The following is a 15,739-nucleotide window of genomic DNA, read 5'->3' as shown; positions in this document are numbered from 1 at the left end:
GTCACTGCAACCGCAAGGGGGGAGATCTTGGCCACGTCGATGCCGCGCGCAGCCCCTTGAACCGACGCCTGATTGGCGCGGAGGACTACGCCGAAAAAGGATCTGGCTGCGTTTGTTCTTGCGCTATTGGTTGACTGAAATACTCAAGCCAATGACATCTCACTTCGGGGATTACCGTCAAAGAGGGCTCCCGTGATTTAACTGGATAGGGCTTTGCCTTGGCGAGCGCCCCACGGCCCAACGTCCCGCCAGTCGATTGGCCGCAGTTCAGCAATGCCATACCGCGCAACGCCGGTTTCAGGCTGTTCCTGCCCGCACAATGGCCTTTGATGTTCTAGCCATGCGCGTCCTGATGATCGACATCACGTTGGTTCGCGCCCCTCATCCACTGCCCGGCAGGGCAGCGGGCGCCAAAGGAAGCTGAGCCATTGATACACCGTTGGTTCAAGCACTGGGGCACGTTCCCGATCGCACGACCACCCCGTCATCGTGAGACAGGCAAAAATCCCAGCCCCGGGCGACCCAAAGCTCGGAGGCCGCGCTGGAAAACGTGCTCCTGCCGACCCAAGACCTTGAGGTTCCAGCGAACTTTAGCGGTTTTCCTTTAGCGTGAACGCGAATTCGTTGTTGCCCGAACCCAAAAGCGGCGCGGCCTTGGTCGCGGCGAGGGGGCTGCGCGAGAACAGAATTGGCGTGCGCAGACCTTCGATACCTTCCGGTTCTATGCGCAGCTTGCGGGCCAGGATCTGCGGGTCGTTCAGCGCTTCTGCCACGGTATTGATCGGTCCGGCTGGCACGCCGCCCGCGGTCAGCGCCTCGATCAGCGCAGACTTGGTGAAGGTGGCGCTGCGTTGCGCAATCTTCGCGCACAGGGCGTCCCGGTTGCGGACACGCTCGGGATTGGTGGCAAACTGCGGATCGTCGGCAAGATCCGAGAGGTCCAGAAGCCCGCATAGCGCGCGAAACTGCCGGTCGTTGCCACAGGCGATGATCACGTGACCATCCGATGTCGGAAAGACCTGATACGGCACGATATTGGGATGCGCATTGCCAAGCCGTGTCGGGTCGGTTCCGCCCAACAGGAAGTTGCTGGCCTGGTTCGCCAGCACCCCGACCCCGCAATCCAGCAGCGACAGGTCCACATGTTGACCCTGTCCGGACCGCAGCCGTTCGGTAAGAGCCGCCTGAATGCCGATCACGCCGTAGAGCCCGGTAAAGATGTCAATCCAGGCCACGCCGACTTTTTGCGGCTCTCCAGCGGGGTCGCCGGTCAGGTCCATGATGCCGCACATGCCTTGGATCAGGAAGTCATAGCCCGGCTGGCTGGCACGCGGACCGTCCTGCCCGAAACCGCTGACCGAGGCATAGACCAGCCCGGGATTGGTCGCGGCAAGGCTGTCATAATCCAGGCCGAAGCGGGCGAGTCCGCCCACTTTGAAGTTCTCGATCACGACATCGGCCTCTGCGATCAGGCCCTTGAGCCGTGCAAGATCCGCCGGGCAATTGAAATCGCAGGTCACCGAGCGCTTGCCCCGGTTGGCGGACTGGAAATAGGCCGACACCATTTCGCTGGTGCCGTCCGGCCCGGTTCGCTCGATGAAAGGTGGCCCCCAGCGGCGGGTATCATCGCCTTCAGGGGCTTCAATCTTGATCACCTCGGCGCCCAGATCGGCCAGCGTCTGGCCGATCCACGGCCCCGCCAGAATGCGCGCCAATTCGACGACCTTCAAACCGGACAGCGGCGTCGCCCCGATCATGCGAAGGCCGCCAGTTCGGTGATCGCGCGTCCGAGGATCAGGGCATGCACGTCATGGGTGCCTTCATAGGTATTCACGGTCTCAAGGTTCTGAGCGTGGCGCATCACGTGATATTCGATGTGGATGCCGTTGCCGCCGTGCATGTCCCGGGCCTGCCGCGCGATATCCAGCGCCTTGCCACAGTTGTTGCGTTTGATGAGCGAGATCATCTCGGGGGCAAACCGGCCTTCGTCGAACAGCCGCCCGATGCGCAGCGCGGCTTGCAGCCCCAGGGCGATCTCGGTCTGCATGTCGGCCAGTTTCTTCTGGTATAGCTGCGTCGCGGCAAGCGGCCGGTTGAACTGTTTGCGGTCCAGACCGTATTGCCGGGTCCGGCGAAAGCAATCCTCGGCGGCGCCCATCGCCCCCCAAGCGATGCCGTAACGCGCCCGGTTGAGACAGCCGAACGGCCCACCCATCCCTTGTGCCTCGGGCAACAGGGCCTCTTCGCCGACCTCCACGTTGTCCATCACGATCTCGCCCGTGATCGAGGCCCGGAGCGACAGCTTGCCGCCGATCTTGGGCGCCGATAGCCCCTTCATCCCCTTTTCGAGAATGAAGCCGCGCACCTTGCCTTCATGGGCCTCCGACTTGGCCCAGACAACGAAGACATCCGCGATCGGACTGTTGGAAATCCACATCTTGGACCCGGTCAGCCGATACCCGCCCTCGGTCTTCACCGCGCGGGTTTTCATGCCACCCGGGTCCGACCCCGCGTCGGCCTCGGTCAGACCGAAGCAGCCGATCCATTCGCCGCTCGCCAGTTTTGGCAGATATTTCTTCTTCTGTGCTTCCGAGCCGTAGGCATGGATCGGGAACATCACCAGCGAGCTCTGAACCGACATCATCGAGCGATAGCCGCTGTCGACCCGTTCGACAGCGCGGGCCACCAGACCATAGGAGACATAAGAGGCTCCGACCCCACCGTATTCTTCCGGAACGGTCACGCCGAGCAGCCCTTGGGCTCCCATCTCGGCAAAGATCTCGGGGTCCGTATGTTCCTCAAGATAGGCCTGTTCGACGCGCGGCAGAAGCCTGTCCTGCGCGAAAGTTTCGGCCGCTTCGCGGATCAAACGCTCTTCCTCGGTGAACTGGTCGTCCATCAGGAAAGGATCGGACCATTGGAAGGGAACCCCTTTGGAGGTCTGGTTTGACATTGTCTTTTCCTTTCTCACGCGGGAGCAAAATTTATTCCATTTTCGCAATACTATCTGCTGTTATCCGCGGAAAACATTGGTATTTTCACATAACTTCATGCGGAAATAGAATATGAGACCCAGACGCTTCCTGCCTTCGATTCGACAGTTGCTGGCCCTGGACGCCGTAGTGCGGCACCGCTCGGTCACCGCGGCGGCCTGCGAGCTTGATCTGACGCAAAGCACGGTGAGCCGGCTGATCCTGTCTCTGGAGGAACAGTTGGGGACCGAGCTTTTCACCCGCCAGCGCAAGCGGCTGGTGCCGAAATCGGCGGCATTGGCCTATCAGAAGGATATTGGCGCGGCGCTCGACCTGATTCAGAGCGCGAGCACCCGGGTTGTGGCGAACCCGGACGGCGGCACGCTGTCGCTTGCGGTGCTGCCCACCTTTGCTACCCGCTGGCTGGGGCCCAGGCTGGGGCATTTCCTGCAGCAGCATCCGGGGGTGTCGGTGAATCTCTCGACGCGGATCAAGCGGTTCGATTTCTCGGCCGAGGTTTTCGACGCCGCCATCTATTACGGTGAAGCCGACTGGCCCGCTGTCAGGCACCTTAGGCTGTTCGAAGAGCGCGCCACCGCATGCGCGGCACCCGAATACATTGCTGCGGCGCAGTTGTCAGGCCCCGCCGATCTGACCGAACATTCCCTGCTCTACCTGGAGTCCCGGCCCGATGCCTGGGGCGATTGGTTCCACGCGCACGACGTCGCGGCATCAATCGGCGGCGGCATGATGGTCGACCAGTTTTCCATGATGATCCAGGCCGCGATTTCCGGCATCGGAATCGCGCTGTTACCCGATTATATCGCCCAGGCCGAGATCGCAGAAGGTCGGTTGCAGCCCTTGTACAAGCAAGCTGTGCCCATGCGCGGCGCCTACTGGATGGCCTGGCCGGAGGAAAACTCCGATGTGCCACCTCTGCGCGCGCTGCGACACTGGCTGGAAGCCGAGGTATCGACAACGGGGAGCTGACCGCTTTGCCTTTCGACACCCTCCGGGTCGTCCCGGAACGCCCTGGCGGCGTATGGCCGCCAGAGATCGAAAGCCCCTAAAAATGCGCCTCGACGATCCGCCAGGCATTCTCGGCCCGGACCCGGGCAAGATGCCCCAGTTCGAGCGCTTTTCGTGACGAAGAGTTTCCGTCCAGCCCACGCTTGTAGACGCCCTGGATGATGGCGGCGCTGCGGAAGAAGGAAAAAACGACGAAGAACAGATGATTGTCGATCCGGTCACGCCCGGAGTACCGACGATAAAGTTCGACGAACTCCTGCTCTGTCGGGATGCCCAGGGCCGTGAAATCGAGACCCTTGAACCGGCCTGTGGGCAGGTTGTCGGCGTGGTAAAGCGCGCAGACATAGCCAAGGTCGGCCAGCGGGTGGCCCAGGGTGCAAAGCTCCCAGTCAAGCAACGCGATGACCTCGGGACTGTCCGCCGCGGCGATGGCATTGCCGGGCCGGAAATCGCCGTGAACGATGGCCGCCTCATCATCCGCCGGCAGGTTGGCAGGCAGCCAGTCCATCAGCTTGTCCATCGCGGTGATGGTCTCGGTCTCGGTGGCGGCGTACTGCTTTGACCAGCGCGCCACCTGGCGGGAGAGATAGCCCTGCGCGCGTCCGAAATCCTTCAGTCCCACCGCCTCGGGCCGGACCGTGTGCAGGTCGGCCAGCGCCTTGATGAAACTGGCGTAGAAGGCCCGGCGCTCGGGCGGTGTCAGGCCCGGCAGGCTGGGATCATGAAAAACCCGACCCGCGACCATTTCCATCACATAGAAATCGGTGCCGATCACGGAAGGGTCCTGGCACAGGTGCAGCATTCGCGGAACCGGCACCGGGGTGTCGCGAAGCGCGTGCATCACCCGGTATTCCCGGTCGACCGCATGCGCCGAAGGCAGGAGCGTACCGGGTGGCTTCTTGCGCAGCACGTAGCGCTTTCCGCCGGCAGAGAGCTGATAGGTCGGGTTGCTCTGCCCGGCATTGAACTGGCGCACCTCCAAAGCCCCCGAAAAGCCGGGCAGGTGTTGGGCCAGATGGGCCTCCAATGCCCGTTCGTCGAAGCTGAGGGCGTCGCTGACCTCAATCAGGGCGGGGCCGCTGTTTTCACTCATGTCTCTGTCCTTTCGTCCTGCATCGCCGGATCATCCATTCAGGTCCGCGAAGCTGCGCCCCTCTCGTTCCATCTGGCGCAGCAGGTCCGGCACCTGCCAGAATTGCGGATCTTCCTCGGCATAGGTCTCTATGCGGTGGATCAGTTCCGCTGGACCGATCCTGTCGGCCTGGTGCATCGGCCCGCCGCGATGGCGCGGGAAGCCGTAGCCGAAAAGCTCAACCGCATCGATGTCCACCGGGCGCAGGGCGATGCCTTCCTCCAGTACGCGCACCGCCTCGGCGATCATCGCGGTCAGGCAGCGGTCGACGATCTGGTCTGCCGTGACGCGATCCGGGGCGATGCCAAGGGCCCTGCGCTCGGCCTCGACGATCTTCACCGCGCCGGGGTTCGGCCCGATGACCTTGCCGCCTTCATAGAGGTAGTAGCCACGGCTGGTCTTGCGCCCGAACCAGCCTTCTTCGCAGATCAGGTCGGCGATACGTGAATAGCGCTCGTCGGGTGGCCGGGTGGCCGCCTTGCGGTCACGGGTGGCCTTGGCGATGTCCAACCCGGCCAGGTCGGAGACGGCGAAAGGGCCCATTGCAAAGCCGAAGCCCTCAAGCGCGGCGTCAATCTCGTCGAAACCGGCGCCGTCAAGCAGCAGGTACTCGGCCGCGCGGCGATAATGCGTCAGGATGCGGTTGCCGATGAAGCCGTCGCAGACCGCGGCCCGCACCGGCACCTTGCCCAGCCCGCGGACCAGCCCAAAGGCGGTTGCCACGGTCTCGGGTGCGGTCTTGTCGGCTACGACCACCTCGACCAGCCGCATGATATGGGCCGGGGAAAAGAAATGCAGACCGAGAACGCTGGCGGGCCGTCCGGTGGCTGCGGCAATCCGGTTCACGTCAAGGTAGGAGGTATTCGTTGCGAGGATCGCATCCGGCTTGCAAACCGCGTCGAGCTTTTTGAAAAGCGCCGTCTTGGCATCCATGTCCTCGAAGATCGCCTCGATGACCAGATCGGCCCCGGCAGCGGCCTCAAGGCTGTCGGTCGCGGTCAGCCGGGCCAGCGCGGCAGCATGTCCGGCCGCATTCAGCTTGCCGCGTTTCAGGGCACCGGCGAGGTTGGCTTCCACGCCTGCGCGGGCGGTGGCAATCCGATCGGACTGCGCTTCGATCACCTTTACATCATGTCCACCAATGAGCAGCGCCGTCGCAATGCCCACGCCCATCGTGCCACCGCCAATCACAGCCACGGCGCCGATCGTGCGTGGGGCTTCGTCCTGCTCGGGAATCCGCCCGGTGGCGCGTTCGGCAAAGAAGGCATGTACCAACCCGGCACGTTCCTCACCCGCCATCAGTTCCATGAAGAGCGCGCGCTCAAGGGTCAGTCCCGCGTCGATTGGCAGGGTGGCAGCGGAAACTGCCTCCAGCGCCTTGAGCGGTGCAGACAAGGCGGGGCGCTTGGCGGTAAGTTTTTGACGCGCCGAGTCAATCGCGCCTTGGTCTTCCTCAACGCACAACACGTCGGTCTGACGGGAGGCCAAGCGGCCCGCCAGCACGTCGCGCGCCGCGGCAATACCGGCCTCGCGCGCCGGGGCCTCTGCAAGCCGGTCGAGTATGCCTGCCTCCAACGCTTCCTTGGCGCCGACCTCGCGTCCGGCGCAGATGATGTCGATGGCCTTGGCCAACCCGGTCAGACGGGGCAGGCGCTGCGCGCCCCCTGCCCCCGGCAGCAGCCCCAGCTTGACCTCCGGCAGACCAATCCGCAGCCCCTGCACCCCAACGCGGATGTGACAGGCCAGGGCCAGTTCCAGCGCGCCGCCGAAAGCCACTCCGTGCAGCGCCGCCACGACCGGCTTGGCGCTGTCGTTCAGCGCCTTGAGCACCTGCGGCAAGGTCGGCTCCACGTCTGCCTTGCCGAAATCCTTGATGTCGGCCCCGGCCGAAAAGAACCGCCCCTCACCATAGAGTACGATGGCCCGGATGCCGGCATCCTCCAGCAAGGTTTGGTGCGCATTGTGAACGGCATCGCGCAGCGCCACCCCGAGCGCGTTGACCGGCGGCTTGGCAAGGCGGATCAACCCGATCTCACCTTCGGTTTCGATCTGGACGATGGGGTTTGCGGCGTCCTTCATGGCTCTGCCCTCCTTCATTCCGTGCGCTCGATAATCAGCGCGATGCCCTGCCCGAAACCGATGCACATCGACAGGCAGGCATAACGCCCGCCGGTGGCCTCCAGCTGTCGCAGCCCGGTCAGGACAAGCCGCGCGCCAGAGGCGCCCAGCGGATGACCCAGTGCAATGGCACCGCCGTTGGGGTTGAGCCGCGAATCCTCTGGCGAGATTTTCAGCGCCGCGCAGCAGGCCAGCACCTGCGGTGCAAAGGCCTCGTTGATCTCGATCACGTCCATCTGCGCCAGACTCAGCCCGGCGCGGTCCAGCGCCTTTGGGATGGCAATGGCCGGCCCGATGCCCATGACCCGCGGCGGCACGCCCGCCACCGCCCCGGCAAGGATACGTGCACGCGGCCGCGGCCCCAGGCCCCGCCGACCGATCAGGAGCGCCGCGGCACCGTCGTTGATACCCGAGGCATTGGCGGCGGTCACAACGCCCTCGGGGTCGAGCGGGCGCAGGCGCGCCAGCTTTTCGAAACCGGTGTCGGGCCGCGGGTGTTCGTCTTCGGTCACAGTGGTCTTGACACCCTTGCGACCCGAAATGGTGACCGGCGCAATCTCGTCGTCGTAGAAGCCCCGCGCGCGTGCGGTTTGGTACTTCTGCTGGCTGCCCGCCGCGAAAAGGTCACATGCCGCGCGGGTCAGGTCGAACTCCCGCGCCAGGTTGTCAGCGGTCTGCGGCATGGTCTCGCTGCCAAAGCGTTCCCGGAAGGCCGGGTTTGGGAAAGGCTTTCCGGCGGTGGCATCGTGGATCTCGGACTGCCGACTCCAGGCCGCCGGGGACTTCGGCAGAACGAAGGGCGCGCGGGTCATGCTTTCGACCCCGCCCGCGACGCACAACTCTCCCTCGCCCAGCGTAACGGCCCGCGCCACGTCGAGCGCCGCCGACATGCTTGAGCCACAGAGCCGGTTGACCGTTTGCGCACCGGTGCTTTCCGGCAGCCCCGCCAGCAACGCGGAAAAACGTGCGACATTGCGACTGTCCTCGCCCGACTGGCAGACGTTGCCGATGACCACGTCCTCGACGGCCACGGACGAGAGGTCGCTGCGGTTCATCAGTGCAGCGATCACCTGGGCCATCAGGTCGTCAGGGCGGATGCCGGCCAGCGCACCGCCGTGGCGGCCAAAGGCGCTGCGCAGACCGTCATAGATATAGGCGTCCAACATGGTTTTCTCCGTTCAGGCCGCGGTGAAGCGACCGGCCTTTTCCATGGCCTCGATCGAAGGCATCACCTTGACCTCAAGGTATTCCTCCAGCCCGAAGGCCCCGCCCTCGCGGCCATTGCCGGATTGCTTGTAACCCCCGAAGGGCGAGCCGTAGCTGGCCCCCTGCCCATTGATCGCGACCACGCCGGCACGCAGTCCTGCGGCCACCCGCCGGGCGCGCGCGGCGCTGCCGGTCTGAACATAGGAGGCCAGGCCGTAGTCGCTGTCGTTGGCAATGCGGAGCGCCTCTTCCTCGTCGTCGAAGGGGATGATCGAGAGCACCGGGCCAAAGATCTCTTCGCGCGCGATGCGCATGTCATTGGTGACATCGGCAAAGACCGTGGGCTTGACGAACCAGCCCCGGTCGATGCCATCGGGCCGCCCGAGACCGCCGGCCAACAGCCGCGCGCCTGCGTCCAGGCCCGCCTGGATCATTTCTTGCACCCGGTCGTATTGCATCCGATCGAAAAGCGGGCCGATATGGTCGCCCGCCTTCGACGGGTCGCCCACCCTCTGTGCCTCGGCAGTGTCACGCACCAACTCGAGCACGCGGTCGTAGCAGTCGCGCTCTACCAGCATCCGGGTCGGCGCATTGCACCCCTGGCCCGTATTGAGAAAACAGCGTTTGACCGAAGCCGGCACGCAGGTTTCCAGGTCCGCGTCCGCAAAAACGATATTGGCTGACTTGCCGCCCAGTTCCAACGCCACTCGCTTGACCGTCGCGGCGCTGTCACGCGAGACCATTGCCCCGGCGCGGGTCGAGCCGGTAAAGGACATCATCGCGATATCCGGATGACGCGACAGCGCCGCGCCGACACCGGGACCATCGCCGAAGACGAGGTTGAAGACGCCCGGCGGGATCCCCGCCGCGTCCACGCATTCGGCAAAAATCGCAGCCGAGAGCGGCGTGTGCTCGGAAGGTTTCAACACGCAGGTCGCCCCCACGGCCAAGGCCGGCATCACCTTCTGTGCGATCTGGTTGATCGGCCAGTTCCAGGGCGTGATCAGTCCGCAGACGCCGATCGGTTCCTTTCGGATGATATCTCCGTTGGGCAGCGCATAGCTCTCGTCCAAGGCCTCCAACGCGTCGATAAAGGCAGCCGCATGGCGCGGGCCGCAGCCGGCCTGCGCATTGACGGCCAAGGTGATCGGCGCGCCCATCTCCTGGCTGATGGCCTGGCCCATATCGTCCAGCCGGTTCTCCAGCGCCGCCTTCAGCGCGCGCAAATGGATCAGCCGTTCTTCCCGGGACGTCCGGGAATAGCTCTCGAAGGCGCGGGTGGCCGCGGCGACGGCCCGATCCACTTCCGCCGCCGTGCCCAGTGTGACGGTGCCGATCTGCGCTTCGGTCGCAGGATTCAGGATCGCGAAATCCTGCCCGCCGTGCCCCGCCACCCAGGCGCCATCGATGTAGTGCTTGTCGAGTGTTGTCACGTGTCCCGCCTTCCTGTCACTTGTCCGCCGCATCCAGCAGGCCGCGGTCTTCCAGCACCTTGCGGGCGTGTCGGAAACATTCGAGCGATTGTGGGACGCCGCAGTAGATGCCGATGATGTGGATGATCGAGCGGATTTCGTCCTTGCTGACGCCGTTGGTGATGGCGCCGTGGCAGTGGATTTCCCATTCGTGCATCTTGCCGAGCGCCGCCAGCATCACGAGATTGAGCATCGAGCGGGTCTTGTGATCGATGGTGTCGTCGCCCCAGCCGAAGCCCCAGCACCAGGCCGTCATCGCCTCCTGGAAGGGACGGCTGAAATCGTCGGCGGCCGCGAGGTTGCGCTCGACGTATTCCGCGCCCACCACCTTCTTGCGCTGTTCCAGCCCAAGCTCGAAAAATTTGTCATCCATTTTGTCTGTCCTTGTCCTGCGAGTTGGTCACGCGACCACACCCTCCGCATAGAGTGTGTCGATCTGTTCCTTGCCGTAGCCCAGCTCATTGAGGATCTGGCGAGTGTGCTGGCCAACGGTGGGCGATTGCGCCTGCGGGTCACCGGGCCGGAAGGCGGGCATTCCGGGTATGTTGGGCACCGGCCAAGGGTCATTGGCACCCGCCTGTTGCAACCAAGAGAAGACGCCCACGGCTTCGGCCTGGGGATGGTGCACCAGTTCGCGGTAGGTCTGGACCACCTCGTTCTGCAATCCGGCCTTGCTGAGCAGCTCCGATAGCTCTTCCGCTTTCCAGTCGGCGGTGAAGCGGCCCACGTAGTCATTGAGGACATCGATTTCAGCCAGCCGTCCGGCGATGGTGTGATACTTCGTTTCGGCCCAGAGCTCGTCGAGCTTCAGCAGGTCGCAGAAGATCTTGAACTCGCGGTCCCGGACAATGTTGATTTGAATGTGTCCATCGGAGGTCTTGAAAGTCCCGGACGGGGCGGTAGAGGCACGACGCGGTCCGGTACGGTAGCCGCTGAGCAGGCGCACCGCCTGGATGCTTGCCGCGGCCTCCAGCAGGCTGACCTCGATCTTGCGACCCTCGGCGCCATCCTTGCGCGCATAGAGCGCCGCCGCCAGCGCCTGCTGAGCATAGAGTCCGGTGGACATGTCGAAATAGCTGACCGGGGTGTGATGAGGTGTTCCGTCGGGGCCGGTGTTTTCGGCCACGAAACCACTGAAGGCCTGCAGCATCGGGTCCATCGCCGGGCGGTCGCGCATAGGGCCGCATTGGCCGAAGCCCGAGATCGAGACATAGATCAGCCCCGGGTTCATCTCGCGCAGCCGTTCATAACCATAGCCCAGCCGTTCGGCGACGCCGGGGCGATAACCCTCGATGAAGACATCGGCCTCCGCGATCAGCTTGGCGGCGATCTCGCGGCTTGGCTCGGCTTTTAGGTTCATGGCCAACGCCCGCTTGCCGCAGTTTGCGACGATGGAATACGCGGTATGGTCGCCGTAAACGCCGCCAATCAGACGCGCCCAGTCGCCGCCCTGCGGCTCGACCTTGATGACGTCGGCCCCCTGCTGCGCCATCAGCATGCCGCAGTAGGGTCCCGCGAGGCCCTGGCTAAAGTCCACCACCTTCAACCCTTCGTAGGGACGCTCGAAACTCATGACGCACTCCTTTTTTCAAGCACCTCGAAGACGCGGGTGAAATCGGATTGCGGCGGCAGCGCCTCTTCGACCTGCTGCCAGATCTCGGCCACCCGCTGGCCCATCAGGTTCGACGTGCCCGCCTCCTCGACAAACTGGCTGTAGAGCCGCACGTCCTTGTTCAGAAGCTCGGCAAAAAAGCCCGCGTCGTAACTGCCGGTGAGGATGCGGTTGGGAAACTTGTCCTCGATGGCGGTATTGTTGCCGGTCGAGACTTTCACCACGTCGAGGATGGTCTTCATCTCTACCCCGTGCGAAAGACCAAACAGCACCGCCTCGGAACTTGCGGCCATCGCGGTGGCGGAAAGGAAGTTGTTCAGGAGCTTCACCGCCTGCCCCTGCCCCGGCGTGTCGCCGACGTGGAAGGTGTTGCGGCTGAACAGGTCAAGCACCGGCTGGTGACGCTCCAACTCGGCCTTCGGGCCGGACCAGATCACGGTAATCGCCGCCTTGAGCGCCCCCTGCCGTCCTCCGCTTACCGGGGCGTCGATGAAGGTCATGCCCGCGCCGGTCAGCGCGGCGCAGGCTTGCTTGGCGGCCGCGGGGCCGATGGTCGACATGTCGATGACAACCTTGCCCGCCACATCCGGTAGCGCGGCGATCTCGGCTGCCACGGCGTTGACGATGTTGCCATCGGGCAACGACAAAAAGAGGGTATCGGCGCTGGCGACCACCTCCGACAAGCTGCCCGCCTCGGTGGCGCCCTCGGGCGCGCGACCGGGCACTCGATCGTAGCAGATCAGCGGCGTGGCGCCCTGGGCGATGAAGGCTGCCATGGGCTCGCCCATCTGGCCGAGGCCGACAAAGCCGATGGTTTCGGGAAGGGACATCTCAGCGCTCCTCGGTCTGATACTTGCGCAACTCAAGCCGCGCGATCTGGTTCTGGTGGACTTCGTCGGGGCCATCGGCCAGTCGGATGGCGCGCGCCCGGGCATAGGCATACGACAGGCCGAAATCGTTCGAGACGCCGGCGGCGCCATGCGCCTGAATCGCCCAATCTATGACCTGGGCGGCCATGTTGGGGGCGACCACCTTGATCATGCCGATCTCCTTGCGGGCTTCCTTGTTGCCGACCTTGTCCATCCGGTCCGCTGCTTTCAGCGTCAGAAGCCGGGCCTGGTCGATCAGGATACGCGACTGGGCGATGCGCTCGCGAGTGACGCCCTGATCGGACAGGGGCTTGCCGAAGGGTCGACGTTCGAGCGACCGCCTGCACATCTTCTCAAGCGCGACTTCGGCCTGCCCGATCATCCGCATGCAATGATGGATGCGTCCCGGTCCAAGCCGTCCCTGCGCGATCTCGAAGCCGCGGCCCTCGCCGAGAAGGATGTTGGCGGCGGGAACGCGAACGTTGTCATAGATGATTTCACCGTGCCCGTGCGGCGCGTCGGAAAAGCCGAACACCGGGATCATCCGCTTGATCGTCAGGCCGGGGGTATCGCGCGGAACCAGGATCATGCTCTGCTGGCGGTAGGGCTCGGCCTCGGGGTCGGTCTTGCCCATGACGATGAACAGCTTACAGCGACTGTCACCGGAACCTGAGGTCCACCACTTGCGGCCGTTGATGACATATTCGTCGCCATCGCGCTTGATCGTCAGGCTGATGTTGCGTGCATCAGACGAGGCGACTTCCGGCTCGGTCATCGAAAAACATGACCGGATCTCGCCCGCCAGCAGCGGCTCCATCCATTCCTTTTTCTGCGCCTCGGTGCCGAAACGCTCCAGCGTCTCCATGTTGCCGGTGTCGGGCGCCGAGCAGTTGAAGACCTCGGCCGACCACGGCGCGCGCCCCATGATCTCGCAGAGGGGCGCGTATTCGAGGTTGGTCAGCCCGCCGCCGCGGCGGCTTTCCGGCAGAAAGAGGTTCCACAGCCCGGCTTCGCGAGCCTTGGGTTTGAGCTCCTCGATGATTGGAACCGCACCCCAGTTTTCCCAGTGCTCGACGCCATAACCCATCTCCTGCAATTGCAGCGCATACAGATCCTGATTGGGATAAATGTGTTCCTCCATGAAGGCCGTTAGCCGGGCGCTGAGGTCCTTAACCTTGGGGCTGGGATCGAAATCCATTGATATATCTCCATTTTTTCGGCGCGGGGCCTGTGTTCAGGCCGCAGAAAACCACCGGCTCGAATTGAGCCGTTGCGCCATCTCCTGCGGCGATGTCAGGTGTTCAGATCAGATCGGCGCTATGGGCCGACAATGGTGGTTCCGCCGTCCACGACGATGACCTCTCCGGTGATGAACCTCGCCGCTGGACCGGCCAGGAAGGTCGCGACGCCGCCGATGTCCTCGGGCTCGCCCAGACGCCGGACCGGTGTGCGGGCAATGCGGTCGTCGCGCAGGGTGGGGTTCTCCCAGAGCGCGCGGGCGAAATCGGTCTTCACCAGCCCCGGCATGATGCAGTTCACAGTGATGTTCTTCGGCCCCCATTCGACCGCCAGCGAGCGGGTCACGCCGACGTCCGCGGTTTTCGAGATGCCGTAGGCGCCCAGGGTGGCGGAGCCGCGCAACCCTCCGATGGAAGAGACGATGATGAAGGCGCCGCCCCCTACCTCGGCCATTTGCGGCATGGCGGCATTGGCGAACCAGATGGCGCTGTGCACGTTCGACGTCATCACCTTGTCAAAGGCCTCGTCCGAAAGTTCAGCCAATGGCCCGTAGACCGGATTGACCGCGGCGTTGGCAACGAAGATGTCGATGCGACCCCAAGTGTCATGCGTCTTGGCCACCAGTGCCTCGCATTCGTCGCGGCGCGAAATGTTGCAGGCCACGGCAATGGCTTCGCCGCCCTGCGCCTCGATCTCCTTCACCGCCGCCTCGCAGGCTTCGATCTTGCGGCTGGCGATGGCCACCTTCGCGCCCATCGCGGCCAGGTGATGTGCGATGGAAAGGCCGATTCCCTTGCTGCCGCCGGTGACGATGGCGACCTTGCCGGTGAGGGAGAATGGGTTTTTCATGTTTCTGTCTGCTCCGTTCGTGTCACTCATGCCGGCTCGTCGCCCATGCGCAGTTGCAGCCGGTCGCCGGTGTAGGGATTGGCCTCGGCCACCTCTTCGTCCAGTTCGACCCCCAGACCGGGCGCCGCGGGTGGGATGATGTAGCCCTCTTCCCATTGGATCGGCTTCTTGAGGATCTCGGCATGATAGCCACCCCATTGCTCGATCCCCTCCATGATCAGGAAATTCGGGCTACAGGCCGAAAGCTGGATGTTGGCGGCACCCACGATCGGACCGCAGAAAAGATGCGGCGCGATCTGGGCGTGGAACGCCTCGCCCATCGAGGCGATCTTCTTGGCCTCCAGGAGGCCCCCCACCCGACCGAGGTTCATCTGCAGGACCGAGGCCGCGTCCTGACGCAGCAGATCGGCGAATTCGTACTTGGTGGTCAGCCGCTCGCCGGTGGCAACCGGGATGCGCGTGCCCTGCGCCACCCGCGCCATGCCGGCGATATTATCTGGCGGCGTCGGTTCCTCGAACCACAGCGGATCATGCGGCTCCAGCCGCCGCGCCAGACGTAGCGCGCCCGAGGGCGACATCTCGCCGTGGGTGCCGATCAGGATATCGCAGCGCGCGCCCACCGCCTCGCGCACCCGCGCGGTGTATCGGTCGGCGAAATCCAGCGTCTCCATCGACAGTTGCCGCGGGTCGAAGGCGGTATAGGGCCGCGCTGGATCGAACTTGAGCGCGGTAAACCCCTGTGCCAAATACTCCAGCGCACGTTCGGCCGCGGCATCGGGATCGTCGTAGACCTTCTTGTTCGACGCTGCTTCGGGCGGGGCATTGAGATAGGTGTAGCTGCGCAACCGCGCGTGCACCTGGCCGCCGAGAAGCTCGTAGACCGGCTTGTCCAACGCCTTGCCGATGATGTCCCAAAGCGCCATCTCGATGCCGCTGAAAATACCCATGACCGTTGGATCGGGGCGTTGGGAGAAGCCGGCGGAATAGACATGACGGAAGTGGCGTTCGATCTTGAACGGGTCGGCGCCTTCGAAATGCCGAGCGAAGAGGTCGTCGATCATCGCTGTCAACGCCTTGGGGTGAAAGGCTACGCCATAGACTTCGCCATATCCGACGATTCCGGTGTCGGTGGTCACCTTGACGAAGACCCAGTAGGGCCCGCCCCGGTGGATCGATGCGTTGCCGACCACGAAGGTTTTGATATCCTTGATCTTCATCTCAAAGCTCGCGTCTTTTTCGTA

The 15,739-nt window shown here is 64.0% G+C and carries 13 protein-coding genes; 1 reads left to right on the top strand and 12 read right to left on the bottom strand.

Annotation, left to right across the window (positions count from 1 at the left end; genetic code table 11):
* Positions 1–590: 590 nt before the first annotated feature.
* Both RBB42_RS25235 and RBB42_RS25230 read right to left on the bottom strand, forming a co-directional pair.
* Positions 591–1,757 carry a CaiB/BaiF CoA transferase family protein gene (locus RBB42_RS25235; RefSeq protein ID WP_305970735.1) on the bottom strand — a complete coding sequence of 389 codons (1,167 nt, stop codon included), beginning with the start codon at positions 1,755–1,757 and terminating at the stop codon, positions 591–593.
* Positions 1,754–2,953, bottom strand: coding sequence for an acyl-CoA dehydrogenase (locus tag RBB42_RS25230; RefSeq protein ID WP_305970736.1), 1,200 nt, complete (start codon positions 2,951–2,953; stop codon positions 1,754–1,756). The genes RBB42_RS25235 and RBB42_RS25230 overlap by 4 nt, the downstream gene beginning before the upstream one ends.
* A 112-nt stretch (positions 2,954–3,065) precedes the next feature.
* Between RBB42_RS25230 and RBB42_RS25225 the strand changes: the two genes are divergently transcribed.
* On the top strand, positions 3,066–3,962 hold the full coding sequence (locus RBB42_RS25225) for a LysR family transcriptional regulator (RefSeq protein ID WP_305970737.1): 897 nt from the start codon (positions 3,066–3,068) through the stop codon (positions 3,960–3,962).
* 76 nt (positions 3,963–4,038) lie between these two features.
* Here the strand turns inward: RBB42_RS25225 and RBB42_RS25220 are convergent, their stop codons facing one another.
* The 10 genes from RBB42_RS25220 to RBB42_RS25175 form a co-directional block, all read right to left on the bottom strand.
* Positions 4,039–5,094, bottom strand: a complete 1,056-nt coding sequence (locus RBB42_RS25220) for a phosphotransferase family protein (protein WP_305970738.1) — start codon at positions 5,092–5,094, stop codon at positions 4,039–4,041.
* Positions 5,095–5,124: 30 nt separating this feature from the next.
* Positions 5,125–7,212: a 3-hydroxyacyl-CoA dehydrogenase NAD-binding domain-containing protein gene (locus RBB42_RS25215; protein ID WP_305970739.1), complete on the bottom strand. Its 2,088-nt coding sequence runs from the start codon at positions 7,210–7,212 to the stop codon at positions 5,125–5,127.
* Between the two features lie 14 nt (positions 7,213–7,226).
* A complete protein-coding gene (locus RBB42_RS25210; protein WP_305970740.1) occupies positions 7,227–8,417 on the bottom strand; it encodes an acetyl-CoA C-acyltransferase in 1,191 nt (396 codons plus the stop codon).
* A gap of 12 nt (positions 8,418–8,429) precedes the next feature.
* Complete coding sequence (locus RBB42_RS25205) at positions 8,430–9,890, bottom strand: aldehyde dehydrogenase family protein (RefSeq protein ID WP_305970741.1); 1,461 nt, start codon at positions 9,888–9,890, stop codon at positions 8,430–8,432.
* Positions 9,891–9,906: 16 nt separating this feature from the next.
* A complete protein-coding gene (locus tag RBB42_RS25200) occupies positions 9,907–10,302 on the bottom strand; it encodes a carboxymuconolactone decarboxylase family protein (protein ID WP_305970742.1) in 396 nt (131 codons plus the stop codon).
* Between the two features lie 27 nt (positions 10,303–10,329).
* Positions 10,330–11,502 carry a CaiB/BaiF CoA transferase family protein gene (locus RBB42_RS25195; protein WP_305970743.1) on the bottom strand — a complete coding sequence of 391 codons (1,173 nt, stop codon included), beginning with the start codon at positions 11,500–11,502 and terminating at the stop codon, positions 10,330–10,332.
* Positions 11,499–12,371, bottom strand: coding sequence for an NAD(P)-dependent oxidoreductase (locus tag RBB42_RS25190; RefSeq protein ID WP_305970744.1), 873 nt, complete (start codon positions 12,369–12,371; stop codon positions 11,499–11,501). The genes RBB42_RS25195 and RBB42_RS25190 overlap by 4 nt, the downstream gene beginning before the upstream one ends.
* Position 12,372: 1 nt before the next feature.
* Entirely contained in the window at positions 12,373–13,608 is a 1,236-nt protein-coding gene (locus RBB42_RS25185) for an acyl-CoA dehydrogenase family protein (RefSeq protein WP_305970745.1), read from the bottom strand.
* A 119-nt stretch (positions 13,609–13,727) separates the two neighbouring features.
* A complete protein-coding gene (locus RBB42_RS25180) occupies positions 13,728–14,498 on the bottom strand; it encodes an SDR family NAD(P)-dependent oxidoreductase (RefSeq protein ID WP_305970746.1) in 771 nt (256 codons plus the stop codon).
* Positions 14,499–14,524: 26 nt separating this feature from the next.
* The gene (locus RBB42_RS25175) at positions 14,525–15,715 is read right to left on the bottom strand and encodes a mandelate racemase/muconate lactonizing enzyme family protein (protein WP_305970747.1); all 1,191 of its coding nucleotides are present in this window, start codon (positions 15,713–15,715) and stop codon (positions 14,525–14,527) included.
* Positions 15,716–15,739 lie beyond the last annotated feature (24 nt).

Origin of the sequence: Mameliella sp. MMSF_3455 (genome assembly GCF_030733205.1) — a bacterium.
Lineage (GTDB): Bacteria > Pseudomonadota > Alphaproteobacteria > Rhodobacterales > Rhodobacteraceae > Antarctobacter.
Note: the sequence above shows the minus strand (reverse complement) of the source record. Positions and strands in the feature narration are given on the sequence as shown.

Excerpts from the sequence above, each read along its gene's own strand:
- RBB42_RS25200 (WP_305970742.1), bottom strand. The coding sequence starts at position 10,302 with ATGGATGACAAATTTTTCGAGCTTGGGCTGGAACAGCGCAAGAAGGTG.
- RBB42_RS25175 (WP_305970747.1), bottom strand. The coding sequence starts at position 15,715 with ATGAAGATCAAGGATATCAAAACCTTCGTGGTCGGCAACGCATCGATC.
- RBB42_RS25180 (WP_305970746.1), bottom strand. The coding sequence starts at position 14,498 with ATGAAAAACCCATTCTCCCTCACCGGCAAGGTCGCCATCGTCACCGGC.
- RBB42_RS25230 (WP_305970736.1), bottom strand. The coding sequence starts at position 2,953 with ATGTCAAACCAGACCTCCAAAGGGGTTCCCTTCCAATGGTCCGATCCT.
- RBB42_RS25185 (WP_305970745.1), bottom strand. The coding sequence starts at position 13,608 with ATGGATTTCGATCCCAGCCCCAAGGTTAAGGACCTCAGCGCCCGGCTA.
- RBB42_RS25215 (WP_305970739.1), bottom strand. The coding sequence starts at position 7,212 with ATGAAGGACGCCGCAAACCCCATCGTCCAGATCGAAACCGAAGGTGAG.
- RBB42_RS25190 (WP_305970744.1), bottom strand. The coding sequence starts at position 12,371 with ATGTCCCTTCCCGAAACCATCGGCTTTGTCGGCCTCGGCCAGATGGGC.
- RBB42_RS25225 (WP_305970737.1), top strand. The coding sequence starts at position 3,066 with ATGAGACCCAGACGCTTCCTGCCTTCGATTCGACAGTTGCTGGCCCTG.
- RBB42_RS25210 (WP_305970740.1), bottom strand. The coding sequence starts at position 8,417 with ATGTTGGACGCCTATATCTATGACGGTCTGCGCAGCGCCTTTGGCCGC.
- RBB42_RS25195 (WP_305970743.1), bottom strand. The coding sequence starts at position 11,502 with ATGAGTTTCGAGCGTCCCTACGAAGGGTTGAAGGTGGTGGACTTTAGC.
- RBB42_RS25220 (WP_305970738.1), bottom strand. The coding sequence starts at position 5,094 with ATGAGTGAAAACAGCGGCCCCGCCCTGATTGAGGTCAGCGACGCCCTC.
- RBB42_RS25235 (WP_305970735.1), bottom strand. The coding sequence starts at position 1,757 with ATGATCGGGGCGACGCCGCTGTCCGGTTTGAAGGTCGTCGAATTGGCG.